General features: G+C 75.1%; 13 protein-coding genes and 1 riboswitch. Of the genes, 6 read left to right on the top strand and 7 right to left on the bottom strand.

The features are described from left to right. Positions 1-111 precede the first annotated feature (111 nt). From BM158_RS02350 to BM158_RS02340, 3 genes are all read right to left on the bottom strand, one after another. On the bottom strand, positions 112-414 hold the full coding sequence (locus BM158_RS02350) for a hypothetical protein (protein ID WP_091554313.1): 303 nt from the start codon (positions 412-414) through the stop codon (positions 112-114). Between the two features lie 102 nt (positions 415-516). Then, positions 517-882, bottom strand: a complete 366-nt coding sequence (locus BM158_RS02345; protein ID WP_091554310.1) for a hypothetical protein — start codon at positions 880-882, stop codon at positions 517-519. Then, positions 870-1,076, bottom strand: coding sequence for a hypothetical protein (locus BM158_RS02340; RefSeq protein ID WP_091556186.1), 207 nt, complete (start codon positions 1,074-1,076; stop codon positions 870-872). Before BM158_RS02340 ends, BM158_RS02345 begins: the two co-directional genes overlap by 13 nt. 207 nt (positions 1,077-1,283) lie before the next feature. On the opposite strand from BM158_RS02340, the gene BM158_RS02335 reads away from it, so the two are divergent. Together BM158_RS02335 and BM158_RS02330 are read left to right on the top strand one after the other, a co-directional pair. Continuing rightward, entirely contained in the window at positions 1,284-2,498 is a 1,215-nt protein-coding gene (locus BM158_RS02335; RefSeq protein ID WP_091554307.1) for a hypothetical protein, read from the top strand. Positions 2,499-2,745: 247 nt separating this feature from the next. Next, positions 2,746-4,605 (top strand): hypothetical protein, encoded by a 1,860-nt coding sequence (locus BM158_RS02330; RefSeq protein WP_091554303.1) that lies wholly within the window; start codon positions 2,746-2,748, stop codon positions 4,603-4,605. Between the two features lie 143 nt (positions 4,606-4,748). Here the strand turns inward: BM158_RS02330 and BM158_RS02325 are convergent, their stop codons facing one another. From BM158_RS02325 to BM158_RS02315, 3 genes are all read right to left on the bottom strand, one after another. Continuing rightward, positions 4,749-6,176, bottom strand: coding sequence for a glycine hydroxymethyltransferase (locus BM158_RS02325; protein WP_091554298.1), 1,428 nt, complete (start codon positions 6,174-6,176; stop codon positions 4,749-4,751). A 19-nt stretch (positions 6,177-6,195) separates the two neighbouring features. Further along, a riboswitch (ZMP/ZTP riboswitch) is annotated at positions 6,196-6,277 on the bottom strand. A gap of 36 nt (positions 6,278-6,313) precedes the next feature. Next, positions 6,314-7,726, bottom strand: coding sequence for a metallopeptidase TldD-related protein (locus BM158_RS02320; RefSeq protein ID WP_091554294.1), 1,413 nt, complete (start codon positions 7,724-7,726; stop codon positions 6,314-6,316). After that, positions 7,723-9,237: a TldD/PmbA family protein gene (locus BM158_RS02315; protein WP_091554290.1), complete on the bottom strand. Its 1,515-nt coding sequence runs from the start codon at positions 9,235-9,237 to the stop codon at positions 7,723-7,725. The genes BM158_RS02320 and BM158_RS02315 overlap by 4 nt, the downstream gene beginning before the upstream one ends. Positions 9,238-9,280: 43 nt before the next feature. Between BM158_RS02315 and BM158_RS02310 the strand changes: the two genes are divergently transcribed. Together BM158_RS02310 and BM158_RS02305 are read left to right on the top strand one after the other, a co-directional pair. Beyond that, on the top strand, positions 9,281-9,784 hold the full coding sequence (locus BM158_RS02310) for a low molecular weight protein-tyrosine-phosphatase (protein ID WP_207506110.1): 504 nt from the start codon (positions 9,281-9,283) through the stop codon (positions 9,782-9,784). 10 nt (positions 9,785-9,794) lie between these two features. Further along, positions 9,795-10,592, top strand: coding sequence for an MBL fold metallo-hydrolase (locus BM158_RS02305; protein WP_091554286.1), 798 nt, complete (start codon positions 9,795-9,797; stop codon positions 10,590-10,592). Here BM158_RS02305 and BM158_RS02300 read toward each other — a convergent pair. Next, complete coding sequence (locus tag BM158_RS02300; RefSeq protein WP_091554283.1) at positions 10,589-11,878, bottom strand: amidohydrolase family protein; 1,290 nt, start codon at positions 11,876-11,878, stop codon at positions 10,589-10,591. The genes BM158_RS02305 and BM158_RS02300 overlap by 4 nt on opposite strands. A gap of 34 nt (positions 11,879-11,912) precedes the next feature. Here BM158_RS02300 and BM158_RS02295 point away from each other — a divergent pair, with 34 nt between their 5' ends. Next, the gene (locus BM158_RS02295) at positions 11,913-12,617 is read left to right on the top strand and encodes a DedA family protein (protein ID WP_091554279.1); all 705 of its coding nucleotides are present in this window, start codon (positions 11,913-11,915) and stop codon (positions 12,615-12,617) included. Beyond that, entirely contained in the window at positions 12,614-13,288 is a 675-nt protein-coding gene (locus BM158_RS02290; RefSeq protein WP_091554276.1) for an HAD-IA family hydrolase, read from the top strand. Before BM158_RS02295 ends, BM158_RS02290 begins: the two co-directional genes overlap by 4 nt. Positions 13,289-13,292: the final 4 nt, after the last annotated feature.

The following is a 13,292-nucleotide window of genomic DNA, read 5'->3' as shown; positions in this document are numbered from 1 at the left end:
GAACGCAACGTAACGAGGCCGGTGCTGACGGTCCGGACACTCGCGGAGGTGTGTCTGTCCCACCCGCCCCATCCGTCACAGCCCCTGGTCACCGCAGGACGGCGGCGTCCATCAGCCGGCGGTGCGCTCCCGTGCCTCGAGGGCGGCGACCGCGGCCACGTCCCGGAGCACGGCCCGCAGCTCGTCGACCCTCCACGGTCGGCAGCACCCGCACCCCGCGGCCGTGAAGCAGTGCAGCCCCAGCGTGCCGGCGACCCGGTCCTCGCTGATCCGCAGCTGCCCGCCCGCGGGGTCGCGGTGGCAGGCGCACCGGCCGGCGCACATGCCCAGGCCCCACCCGGAGACCACGGTGTCGCCCCCGGTCCCCTCGACCGCACCGAGCTGGAAGATCGACGGCCTCTGCTCCCGCACCACGCTGCCTCCCCTCGACCGGGCCCCGCACCGGGCGCCGGGACCCGGAGTCTGGTCCGGCGGCGTTCCCACCCGGTTCCGCGGTCGTGACGGGCGGGTTCCGTCTCAGGACGCCCGCAGTGCGCGCGCGATCTGGTGGACCGACTCCACCCGGCCGGTCATCACCCCGGTGACCAGGTCGACCGCGTCGGGGCCGGAGATGGTGGCCGGCTGGTCGTGCAGGCCCAGCAGCACGAGGGCGGCGGCGAGCGCGAAGGGCCGGTTGCCGGTGGCCAGGGGGCCGTTGAGCGCCAGCGAGTGCAGCAGGGCGGCGGCCTTCTCGGTCGGGCCGGGGTACACGTCCTCGCCGTCCACCACCGCCGTCACCCGGGCGACGGCGGCCGCGAGCAGGCCGTGGTCGGCGACCACGACGTCGGGCCCGACCACCCGGACGGCGACCTGCAGCAGGTCGTCGGTGGTCAGTCCGTCCACCGGGCCAGCTCGGCGAGCGCGTCGGCGTAGCGCGGGATCTCGGTGTCGAGCACGAGGTCGAGCGGGGTGGTGCGGCCGTGGTGGTCCAGGTACTCCGACACGGCCCGCTTGGCGACGTCCTGCATCGACGCGCCCTCGGCCCGCGCCTGGATCCGCAGCGCCTCGCTCTGCGCGGCCGACAGCCGCAACGTCATCGCCACCCGGGGCCCCCTCGCCCACCGCACCGACCCGTTCCGGTGATACCAGCATGGTGTCACGCGTCACACCGACGAGGGAAGGGTCAACCCAGCGTGATGGAGACGGAACGGTCCGTCGATCCGGCGGGCCCGACACGCCGTGCAACGGACCAGGGGTGACTCGTTTCGTGGTCAGGACCTTGCGGTCTCCCTAACTTCCGACCCGTGACCCAGGCCGACCTCCCCGGAGACGGCCGACCGCCGTCCGGTGGTCGGCCGTGGCGCCGTCGGCTGCTCACCGGGGCCGTCCTCGGCCTCGGTTCCGCGGCCGCCTGGGTCGCCCTCGCCGGGCCCGCGTCCGCCGACGAGGCGAGCGGCGCCGACCCGGGCACCGCGGCCGTCGAGACCGCCGGGAGCCCGGGCACCGGGACGGCGGAGAGCTCCACCGCCGCCCCCGAACCCGCCCCCGACAGCGGCGTGGCGACCTACGTCGTCACCCCGACGGAGCCGGCCCCCGCCGACCCCGCACCGGCCGAGCCGTCGTCCGGGCAGCCCGCGGACCCCGCGCCCGCCGAGCCGCCACCGGCCGGGCCCCCACCCGCCGACCCCGCCGCGGCCGGCGACACGACGTCGTCCGGGACCACCAACGGCACCAGCTCCACCACGAGCCCGACCACCAGCACCACCCCCAGCACCACCACCACCAGCACGACCGCCGCGTCGAGCCCGGCCGCGGGCGGCGCGACGGGCAGCGCGGCGTCGTCGGACCCGGCCACCGCGACGACCTCCACCGGGACGACATCCACCGGGACGACCTCCACCGCCGGGACGGCCACCACCACCGGGACGGGCACCGCGGCCGGCACGACGACCGGCACGACGGCGGCCGCCGGCTCGGACCCGGCGACCGCGGACACCGCGGACCGCCCCGCCACCGCGGACGCCGCCACCGCCGTCGCCGAGGCCGCCGCCGCGCAGGCCGCCGGGGCGACCGACGCCGGGACGACCGCTCCCGCCACCGCCGCCGCCGGGCCGCTCTGCGGACCGGCCACCGCCGCGGTCGAGGCCCCCACCGGCACCCCGGCCCGCACCGCCGCCCACCACCGCCCGACGGCCCTCACCCAGCACGCGGTCATCGCGCCGGCGCAGGCCCCCGCCCCCTGGGCGGTCCCGGTCGCCCCCGCCGGCCCGTCCGCGCTCGGTGCGCCCGCGCCGCTGCCGGCCCCTGGCTCGCCCGACGCCCCGGTCGCCGTCCCCGCGCCCTGCAGCTCCGGCGGCGGCACCTCGACCGCCTCCGCACTGACCGGCGGCGGCAACGCCTCCGCCGTCCTCGGCTCCGCCGTCCCCGCCGCCCCGGCCGGGACCGCCACCGCGCGCACCCTCGCCGCCGTGGCCACCGTCGTCGACACCGACGACGACCCGGGCTCCCGCCCGGACTGACCGCCTCCTCGCGCGGTCCCGCCCCGTCCCCGGTGTGCCCACGGGGGGCACATCACGACGGGCGACCACCCCGGGCCTGGCCAGTCCGGCACCCGCGCAGCAGCCCCGCCCCGACCGAGCCCGGCTCGGCGGACCGGCACCACGGGTCCGCGGTCCCCACGGGGGCTCGAGACCGCACCACCCTGCGCCACCCATCCCGCACCACCCGCTCGTGCGCAACGACGCACACCAGCACGAAGGACACGACATGAACCGAACCGTGCGCAACGGCCTCGCCGTTGCCACCATGGCCGGGGGCATCTGGCTCCTCGGCCAGGCGGTCGCCTCGGCCGACACCGGGGCCACCTCCGAGTCCGTCGGGGGCGGCACCGCCGTCACCGAGGTCGGCAACTCCTCGACCGGCGGCGACGCCGACGCGGTCGGGCACGACGTCTACGTCGCCCCCACCCAGGTCGCCGGCAGCGGCGGCAACGAGGGCGTCGCGAACAGCGGCAACGAGGTCTCCGTCGGCGGGGCGGACGTCCACAGCGACGGCAACGGCAACCCGCAGACCAGCAGCGGCAGCGCCTCGGTGAGCAACACCGGGGGCAACGCCGGCAACTCCGTCGGCGACACCACCGTCACCGGCACCACCACCGCGACGGGCGGCAACGCCTCCACCGGCAGCACGTCCGGCTCGTCCGAGGCGGTCGGCACCGGCGGCAGCAGCTCCGGCGGCGGCTCCGAGGCCGTCGCGTCCACGTCGGGCGGCGGCTCGGGCGCCTCGACCTCCGTCGACTCCTCCGCGACCGGCGGCGACGCCACCGCCGGGGGTCACGTGGTGGGTGTCGAGCCGACGCAGGGGGCGATCTCCGGCGGCAACTCGGGTGCGGCGAACAGCGGCAGCACGGTCTACGTCCTCTGCCTCAACTACAAGAGCCACTCCAACTGCAGCCCCGTGACCAGCACGGGCAACGCCTCGGTGACCAACACCGGCGGCAACGCCTCCAACACCGTCGGGGACACCACCGTCGGCGGGAACACCTCCGCCACCGGGGGCAACGCCTCGACCGGGAGCGCGTCGGGCAGCTCGGAGAGCGTCGACGTCTCGGACTTCCTGTCCTGGCTGAACGGCTGGTTCTACGGCAGCTCGTCGGGGGCCGACACCTCGGTGTCGAACTCGGCCGGCGGCGGTGACGCCGAGGCCTACGGGCACGGCGTCACCGTCGCCCCGTGGCAGTTCGCCGGCAGCGGCGGGAACACGGGCGCGGCGAACAGCGGCAACACCGTCCACGTCATCTGCTTCAACTTCAAGAGCAACGACAACTGCAACCCGGTGACGCACAGCGGCAACGCGTCGGTCAGCAACAACGGGGGCAACGCCTCCAACCACGTCGGTGACACCACGGTCAGCGGCAACACCGGCGCCACCGGCGGCAACGCCTCCACGGGCAGCGCCACCGGCTCGTCCGAGAGCGTCAGCCTGGGCTCCGGCTCGGGCGGTGCCAGCACCGGCGTCGGCAACTCGGCCTCCGGTGGGGACGCCGACGCCGAGGGCCACTGGGTCGAGGTCGCCCCGTGGCAGTGGGCCTGGACCGGCGGCAACAAGGGCTGGGCCAACTCCGGCAACACCGTCGTCGTCCACTGCTTCAACTACAAGAGCGACAACAACTGCAACCCGATCACCACCAGCGGTGACGCCACCGTCGTGAACGAGGGCGGCAACGCCTCCAACCACGTCGGCGACACCACGGTCGACGGCTGCACCTCCGCCGTCGGCGGCTCGGCCAACGGCGCCGCCTCCGGTTCGGGTTGCTCCGCCGAGGAGCCGACCAGCCCGGCCGGTCCCACCCACCCGGCGCAGCCGGGGACCCCGGCCCAGCCGGCCCAGCCGGCCCACCCGGCCCCGGCCGCCCCGGCTGCCGCGCACCCGGCCGCCGCGGTGCAGCACGCCGCCCCGGTCGTCGCCGGCTCCGGCCACGGCACCACGGTGAACGCGTCCTACTCGGCTCCGTCGTCGCTGGCCTACACCGGTGCCGACGTCTCCGACGCGGCCGCCCTGGGCCTGCTGGCCCTGGCGGGTGGCCTGGGCCTCGCCCTGGCCGGCCGTCGCCGCTCGGCGGCCTGACCGAGCCCGGTCCGCCGACCCTCTGACCCCGGGCCGGCGGACCACCCCTCCCGCTCAGCGATGACCAGGGAGGTTGATCGAAGTCCGGCCCCCTGCACCAGATCTGGTGCAGGGGGCCGGACTTCTGCGCGGGAGGACCCGGGTCAGACCAGCTCGACGCCCGGGTACAGCGGGTGCGCGCCAACGATCTCGGCGGCCCGGGCGCGGACCCGCTCGGCCACGCCGTCGGCGATGGTGAACTTGACCTTGGAGTCGCCCACCGCGGTGGTGGCCTCGAGGACGTCGGCCATCAGGTCGCCCACCTCGGCCAGCTCGGCGGTGCCCAGCCCACGGGTGGTCAGCGCAGGTGTGCCCAGCCGGATGCCGGAGGTGTACCAGGGTCCGTTCGGGTCGCCCGGCACCGCGTTGCGGTTGGTGACCAGGCCGCTCTCCAGCAGGGCCGCCTCGGCCTGCCGGCCGGTGAGCCCGACGCCGGAGACGTCGGCGAGCACCAGGTGGTTGTCGGTGCCGCCGGTGACCAGCACGACGCCGCGGCGCAGCAGCGACTCGGCCAGCGCCCGGGAGTTGTCCACGATCCGCTGCGCGTAGTCGGCGAAGTCGGGCCGGCGGGCCTCGGCGAACGCGACCGCCTTGGCGGCCATCACGTTGCCCAGCGGGCCACCGAGCACCAGCGGGCAGCCGCGGTCGATGGAGGGGGCGTACTCCTCGGTGGCCAGCACCATGCCGCCGCGCGGGCCGCGCAACGACTTGTGCGTGGTGGTGGTGACGACGTGGGCGTGCGGCACCGGGTCCTCGTCGCCGGTGAACACCTTGCCCGCGACCAGCCCGGCGAAGTGGGCCATGTCGACCATCAGGGTCGCGCCCACCTCGTCGGCGATCTCGCGCATCGCGGCGAAGTCGACCCGCCGCGGGTAGGCCGAGTACCCGGCCACCAGGATCAGCGGCTTGAACTCGTTCGCCTGCTTGCGCAGCGCGGCGTAGTCGATGAGCCCGGTCTCGGGGTCGGTGCCGTAGCTGGCCTGGTGGAACATCTTGCCGCTGATGTTCGGCCGGAAGCCGTGGGTGAGGTGGCCACCGGCGTCCAGGCTCATGCCGAGCATCCGCTGGTCGCCCAGCGCGCGGCGCAGGTTCGCCCAGTCGGCCTCGCCGAGCGCGTCGACGTTCTTCACCCCGGCCTCGGCGAGCGCCGGGGTCTCCACGCGGTGGGCGAGGATCGCCCAGAAGGCGACCAGGTTCGCGTCGATGCCCGAGTGCGGCTGCGGGTAGGCGTACTCGGCGCCGAACAGGGCGCGGGCGTGCTCGGCGGCGAGCCGCTCGACGGTGTCGACGTTCTGGCAGGCGGCGTAGAAGCGGCGGCCGGGGGTGCCCTCGGCGTACTTGTCGCTGAACCAGTTGCCCATCGCCAGCAGCGTCGCCGGGGAGGCGTAGTTCTCGCTGGCGATGAGCTTGAGGCTCTCGCGCTGGTCGTGCAGCTCCTGGCCGATCGCGGCGGCCACGGCGGGCTCGACGTCGGCGATCACCTGCAGCGCGGCCTGGAAGGCGGTGCTCTCGGGCGACGGGGTGGTGGTCATCGGGGCTCCTCCGTGGATGGCTCGGTGCCCAGGCGCGCGGCGGTCACGTCGGAGCCGCTCCCCGGTGGTGGACCACCTGTGCGCCAGTCACGGCCCGGCGACGAGGGTACCCACCCCCGCGCCGGGCCCGACCGGGATCAGCTCGCCGGCGAGACCGAGCTCATGTTGAAGTCCGGCACCCGCAGCATCGGCATGGCCGCGCGGGTGAACCAGTCGTTCCACTCCCGCGGCAGGGTGCGCTCGGTGACCGAGGCCTGGGTGGCCCGGCCCAGCAGCGACACCGGCGACTCGTTGAACCGGAAGTTGTTCACCGCGCCGGTGACCTCGCCGTCCTCGACCAGGAAGACGCCGTCGCGGGTGAGCCCGGTGAGCAGCAGCGTCTGCGGGTCGACCTCGCGGATGTACCAGAGCGTGGTCAGCAGCAGGCCGCGCTGCGTCGAGGCGATCATCTCGTCGGTGGTCGCGGTGGCGCCCGGGTCGCTGAGCACGATGTTGTCCAGCGCGGCGACGGCGGGGGCGGTCTGCTGCAGCGCCCACGCCCGCGGCCGGACGAGGTTGGTCAGCACGCCGCCGGAGATCCAGTCGGTGGCCGGGGTGGCCATGCCGTTGTCGAACACCGACGCCGCCCCGGAGGACCCGCCGACCACCTGGAACGGCGCGCACTCCAGGCCCGGCTCGGCCGGGTCGCTGCGCAGGGTCAGCGGCAGCCCGCAGATGCGGTCGCCGATGCGGTTGCCGCCCCCGGGCCGGGCGTAGACGTTGCGGCCCTCGTCGGCGTCGCGGGCCTCCATCGTCCAGTAGGCGTAGATCATCAGGTCGCTGACGGCGGACGGCGGCAGCAGCGTCTCGTACCGGCCGGCGGGCAGGTCGACCCGGCGCTGCGACCAGGCCATCTTGCGCTGCACGTCGGCGGCCAGCGCCTCGATCGAGACGTCGGTGAAGTCGCGGGTGCCGACGCCGGCCCACACGGAGCGGCCGAAGTCGCGGCTCTTGCCGTTGAGCTCCACCCGGCCAGTGGGCTGGTCGTGCCGCAGCCGCAGGCCGGTGGAGGTGCCCAGCCAGGTGGTGGACATCTGGTGCTCGGCGAACCCGAACAGCAGCTCGTCGCGCCCGCCGGCCTCCCCGAAGGCCTGGCCCAGCGCCGGGGCGACGTCGCGGAACACCTCGATGGACGTCGTGGCCGGGTCGGCGTCCCAGTCGCCGGTGGACACCGGGGCCATCGGGTCGCCGGGGCCGATCAGCGGCACCGCGTCCTCGGCGGGCCCGGCGTCGCGGGCGGCCTGCTCGCTGGCGGCGACCAGCTCGGCGACGTCCGGCGTCCCGGTGCGGGCGACGGTGCCGGCGGCCATGCCGGCGCCGCCGTCGACGAAGCTGATGACGACGACCTGGCGCGAGCGCATCGCGCCGTTGGTGGTCAGGCTGTTGCTCGCCCAGCGCAGGTTGGCCTCGGAGCTGTCGACGACGTAGGCCACGGCCCCGTCGGCGGTGGAGGCGGCGAGCGCGGCCTCGACGATCTGCTGACCGGTCTGCGACTTCGACTGAGCGCTCACTGGCCGCCCTCCTGCACCGTGTTGAGGATGGTCGTGCCCTCGAAGAGGGCGCTCGGGCAGCCGTGGCTGACCGGGGCGACCTGCCCCGGCTGGGCCTTGCCGCAGTTGAAGGCGCCGCCCAGGACGTAGGTCTGCGGGCCGCCGACCCGGCTCATCGAGCCCCAGAAGTCGGTGGTGGTGGCCTGGTAGGCGACGTCCTTGACCTGCCCGGCCAGCTTCCCGCCCTCGATCCGGTAGAACCGCTGACCGGTGAACTGGAAGTTGTAGCGCTGCATGTCGATCGACCAGCTCTTGTCGCCGACGACGTAGATGCCGCGCTCGACGCCGGAGATGATCTCCTCGGTGCTCGGCCCGTCGGGGGCGGGCTGCAGCGACACGTTGGCCATCCGCTGCACCGGCACGTGGCCGGCGGAGTCGGCGAATGCGCAGCCGTTGGAGCGGCCCATCCCGCGCAGCCGGGCCATGTTGCGGTCGACCTGGTACCCGACCAGCACGCCGTCGGAGACGATGTCCCACTGCTGGCCGGCGACGCCCTCGTCGTCCCAGCCGATGGTGGACAGGCCGTGCTCGGCCGTGCGGTCGCCGGTGACGTTCATCAGCGACGAGCCGTACTGCAGGCTGCCGAGCTTGTCGACGGTGGCGAACGAGGTGCCGGCGTAGGCGGCCTCGTAGCCCAGCGCGCGGTCGAGCTCGGTGGCGTGGCCGATCGACTCGTGGATGGTGAGGAACAGGTTGGAGGGGTCGACGACCAGGTCGTAGCGGCCCGGCTCGACCGAGGGCGCCTTGGTCCTCTCCCGCAGGTGCTCGGGGATCTCGGCCAGCTCGCCGCGCCAGTCCCAACCGGTGCCGGTGAGGTACTCCCAGCCGCGGCCGGCCGGCGGGGCCAGCGTGCGCATCGACTCGAACCCGCCGGTGACCCGGTCGACGGTGAGCGCGGTGAAGGTCGGGTGGATGCGCACCCGCTGCTGGCGGGTGCGGGTGCCGGCGGTGTCGGCGTAGTACTTCTGCTCCTTGACGTGCATGACGTCGGACTGCACGTGCTCCACGCCGTCGGCGGCCAGCAGCTGCTCGGACAGCTCGACCATCAGGCCGGTCTTCTCGGCCTCGGGGACCTCGAAGGGGTCGACGTCGTAGGCCGACACCCACTCGGCGTCGGGGTAGGCCGGCTCGGGGGCGAGCTCCACGCGGTCGGTGTTCAGCGCCGCGGAGACCTGGGCGACGGCGACGGCCTCCTCGGCCAGCCGGACCGCCTCGGCCGCGGTGAGGACGACGCCGGCGGCGAACCCCCACGTGCCCTCGTGCACGACCCGGACGGCCAGGCCGAGGTCCTCGCCGTCGGCGGCTGCCTCGACCCGGGCGTCGCGCAGCCGGATGGTCTGGGTGCGGATGCGCTCGACCCGGATGTCGGCGTGCTCGCAGCCCAGGTCGACGGCGCGGGTGAGCGCGGCGTCGGTGAGCGCGGACAGCGGGAGGGCCAGGAACGACGCGTCCACGGAACGGGGTTCTGCCACCTGTCCTTCCTACCAGTCGGGGGCGACGGGGACACTGGAGTTCGTGAGCACGGCTACCGGTCCCTACCGCGTCTCGATGGTCTGCCTGGGCAACATCTGCCGCTCCCCGATCGCCGAGGTGGTGCTGCGGGGGATGGTCGAGGCCGAGGGGCTGGACGTCGTCGTCACCTCGGCCGGCACCGGCCCCTGGCACGTGGGCGGGCCGATGGACCCCGGGTCGGCCGCCGTCCTGGCCGAGCACGGCCTGGACCCCAGCCGGCACGTCGCACAGCAGATGACCGCGCGGCGGGTCGGGGAGTTCGACCTGCTGGTGGCCATGGACCGCTCGAACCGCGACGACCTGCTGGACATGGTCGGCGACCGGCCGCACCCGCAGGTGGTGCTGCTGCGCGACTTCGACCCCGACGGCGAGCCGGACCAGTCCGTCCCGGACCCCTACGGCGGCGGGGCCGAGGGCTTCACCACCGTGTACCGGCAGGTCGAGGCGGCCTGCGCCGGCCTGGTCGCGCAGCTGCCGGCACTCATGGACCGGCGCGCAGCGGGGTAGGGGGTCGGGGGTGCCCCCCGACGACGTCACCCTCACCTTCGGCGGGACGGCGACCACCCTGCTCCGGCTCGGCCCGGTCACCCTCCTCACCGACCCCAACTTCCTGCACCGCGGCGAGCGCGCCCGCCTCGGCTACGGCCTGTCCAGCCGGCGGCTCACCGACCCGGCCCTGCAGCCCGACGACCTGCCCGAGCTCGACGCCGTCCTGCTCTCGCACATGCACGGCGACCACTGGGACCGCCGGGCCACCCGCGGCCTGCCGAAGCCGTCGCGGGTGCTGACCACGCCGGAGGCCTCCCGCTGCCTGGCCGACCGCGGGTTCACCGCCACCGAGGACCTCCGGCCGTGGCAGACCACCACCGTCGAGCGGGACGGCGTCGTCGTCCGGGTCACCTCGGTGCCCGGCGTGCACGGCCCGGGCCCGCTGGCCCGGCTGCTGCCGCAGGTGATGGGCAGCGTGCTGGAGCTGGTGCGGGACGGCGAGGTGCGCTGGCGCGGCTACGTCACCGGCGACACCCTGTTCCGCCCCGCGCTGGCCCAGGTGCTGGAGCGGTGCGGCCCGCTGGACGCGCTGGTGCCGCACCTCGGCGGCACGAAGCTCGGCCCGTTCCTGGTCACCATGGACGGCCGGCAGGGCGCCGACCTGGTCGAGCTGCTGCGGCCCGGGGTCACCGTGCCGGTGCACTACGACGACTACGGCCTGTTCAAGGACCCGCTGGGCACCGTCGTCCAGGAGGTCGCCCGCCGCCGGCTGCCCGGGACGCTGCGCACCGTCGTCCGCGGCCAGACGGTGTCGCTGGCGCCCTAGCCGCGGGCCAGGCGGAGGCCGCGCTCCTGCACCTGGGCGCGCAGCTCCGCCTCGTCCACGGTGGTGGAGACGCCGTCGCGGACGACCTGGCGGCCGGCGACCCAGGTGTCGCGGACGTGCCGCGAGCCGACCGACCAGACCAGGTGGGTGACCAGGTCGGTGAGGTCGCCGACCGGGGTGAAGGCGATGTCGTCGGCGTCCACGTGCACCAGGTCGGCCCGGCGGCCCACCTCCAGCTGACCGAGGTCGGGCCGGTCGATCGCCGCGGCCGCCGCGCCCGTGGCCAGCCAGAACGCCTCGGGCGCGGTCAGGGCGAGGGCGTCGCGCTCCCGCAGGCGGGCCAGCTGCGCGGCCAGCCGGAGGTCCTCGAACAGGTCGAGGTTGTCGTTGGACGCCGGGCCGTCGGTGCCGATCCCGACCCGGATGCCGCGGTCGAGCATGTCGCGCAGGCGCGCCGTCCCGCTGGCCAGCTTGGTGTTGGAGCCCGGGCAGTGCGCGACGGCGACGTCGTGCTCCCGCCAGATCTCGAGGTCGGCGTCGTCCATGTGCACGCAGTGCGCGCCGATCACCCGGCCGCCGAGGACGTCGTGGGCGGCGAGCAGCTGCGGCACCGACACCCCGTGCTCGGTGAGCAGGTCATCGCCCTCGGTGGCGGTCTCGGCGACGTGCACGGTGAGCAGCAGGCCGTGCTCGCGGGCGGCGGCCCCGGCGTCCCGGAGCACGGGCAGCGGCACGGTGTAGGCCGAGTGCGGGCCGATGCCGAACTCCACCTGCTCGTCCGAGGACGCCGCGAGCCCGACCGCGGTGGCCAGCTGCTCGTCGAAGGTGCCGAACCCGGGCAGCCCGATCAGCGGGTTGGCCACCACCGCCCGGGCACCGGTGGTGCGCACCGCGGCGGCCAGCCGCTCGGGCTGGAAGTACATCTCCACGCTGGTGGTGACGCCGTGCCGCAGCATCTCCGCCGACGCCGCGGTCATCGCGACCTCGATGTCCTCGGGGGTCAGCCGGGCCTCGCGGGGCCACATGACCTCGCGCAGCCAGCGGTCCAGCGGCAGTCCCTCGCCCTGGCCGCGGAACAGCACCATCGGCGCGTGCGAGTGCGTGTTCACCATGCCGGGCACCAGCACCCCGGGCAGCCGGGTCCCCTCGGCGTCCGACGCGGGCGCCTCGCCGGCGGGCCCGACCCAGCTGATCAGCCCGTCCTCGACGTCGAGCACGGCATCGGGGACGACGGTGCCGGCCCGGTCGCCGACGACGACGGCCCGGGCGGTGAATCGGTGCGCCATGCCCCCGGACGCTAGCCGCCGATACCGTGGGCGCATGTCCGTCCTCGCCGCGACCTCGTCCGACCAGGGTGGCATCACCGGGTTCCTGCTCGACCTGATCGAGACCCTGGGCCCGGTGGGCGTGGGGATGACCATCTTCATCGAGACGGTCGTCCCGCCCATCCCCAGCGAGGTCGTGCTCAGCGCCGCCGGGGTGCTCATCAACGACGGGCGCATGGCGCTGGTCCCGGTGATCCTCTTCGCCACCCTGGGGTCGGTGCTCGGCGCGGCCGTGCTCTACCAGGTCGGCCGCTCGCTGGGCCCGCGCCGGTCGCACGCCTTCCTGGACCGGCTGCCGCTGGTCAAGACCGAGGACGTCGACCGCACCTTCGAGTGGTTCGAGCGGCACGGCCGGCCGGCGGTGTTCTTCGGCCGCATGGTGCCGATCGTGCGCAGCTTCGTGTCGGTGCCCGCCGGGGTGGTCAAGATGCCGTGGGCGCAGTTCCTGGCCTACACGACCGCCGGGTCGCTGATCTGGAACTCGCTGCTCATCGGCCTGGGCGTGGCCCTGGGCGACGTGGTGAACGACTACCTGCAGTACTTCGACTACGTCATCTACGCCGCCGTCGTGCTGGTCGTCGCCTGGTTCGTCTACCGCGCGGTGAAGGAGAAGATCACCCAGGGCGACGTCGAGCCCGACCGCAGCGCGGCCGACCGCATCCTGGAGGCCGACCGGCGGCGGGAGGAGGACGACCGGTGACCCGCACCCGGCCGGCCGTCGTCGCCTTCGACGTCGTGGAGACGCTGCTCGACGTCGGGCCGGTGGCCGCGGCGCTCGCCGACCGCGGCGTGCCCGCCGAGCTCTTCGGCACCGTCTTCGGCCGCACCCTGGGCACCGGGTTCGCCGCCACCCTGACCGGGGCGTGGTGCTCCTTCCGCGACTCCTTCGACGCCGCACTCGCCCAGCTGACCGACCTGGACGACGAGGCCCGCTCGGCGGTGGCCGACGTGTTCGGCGACCTGGCGCCGCACCCCGACGTCCGGCCCGCCCTCGATCTGCTGGCCGGGGCCGGCGTCCGGGCCGTCACCCTCACGCACGGCGGTCCCGGCGTCGCCGAGGCCGGGCTCGCCCGGGGCGGGGTGGACCACCTCGTCGAGCGGTCCCTGTCCTCGCAGGCGATCCGGGCGTGGAAGCCGGCGCCCGAGGTCTACCTGTGGGCGGCGGGGGTCTGCGACGTCGTCCCGGCCGACCTGGCCCTGGTCGCCGTCCACGGCTGGGACGTGCACGGCGCGCAGCGGGCCGGGCTGACCGGTGGCTGGGCCGCCCGGGCCGAGCGTCGCCACGCCCCGGTGCTCGACGAACCGCACGTCAGCGGCGCCGACCTCGTCGAGGTCGTCCGCGGGCTGCTGGCACTGCCCCCGCAGGGGTGATCGG

The organism is Klenkia taihuensis (assembly GCF_900112525.1).
GTDB lineage: Bacteria > Actinomycetota > Actinomycetes > Mycobacteriales > Geodermatophilaceae > Klenkia > Klenkia taihuensis.
The sequence above is the reverse complement of the archived record's forward strand: the minus strand, read 5'-3'. Positions and strand labels throughout refer to the sequence as shown.

What these genes read in the sequence shown, in the direction of transcription:
- BM158_RS02340 (WP_091556186.1), bottom strand. Translation starts at nt 1,076, where the DNA reads ATGACGTTGCGGCTGTCGGCCGCGCAGAGCGAGGCGCTGCGGATCCAG.
- BM158_RS02330 (WP_091554303.1), top strand. Translation starts at nt 2,746, where the DNA reads ATGAACCGAACCGTGCGCAACGGCCTCGCCGTTGCCACCATGGCCGGG.
- BM158_RS02325 (WP_091554298.1), bottom strand. Translation starts at nt 6,176, where the DNA reads ATGACCACCACCCCGTCGCCCGAGAGCACCGCCTTCCAGGCCGCGCTG.
- BM158_RS02300 (WP_091554283.1), bottom strand. Translation starts at nt 11,878, where the DNA reads ATGGCGCACCGATTCACCGCCCGGGCCGTCGTCGTCGGCGACCGGGCC.
- BM158_RS02295 (WP_091554279.1), top strand. Translation starts at nt 11,913, where the DNA reads ATGTCCGTCCTCGCCGCGACCTCGTCCGACCAGGGTGGCATCACCGGG.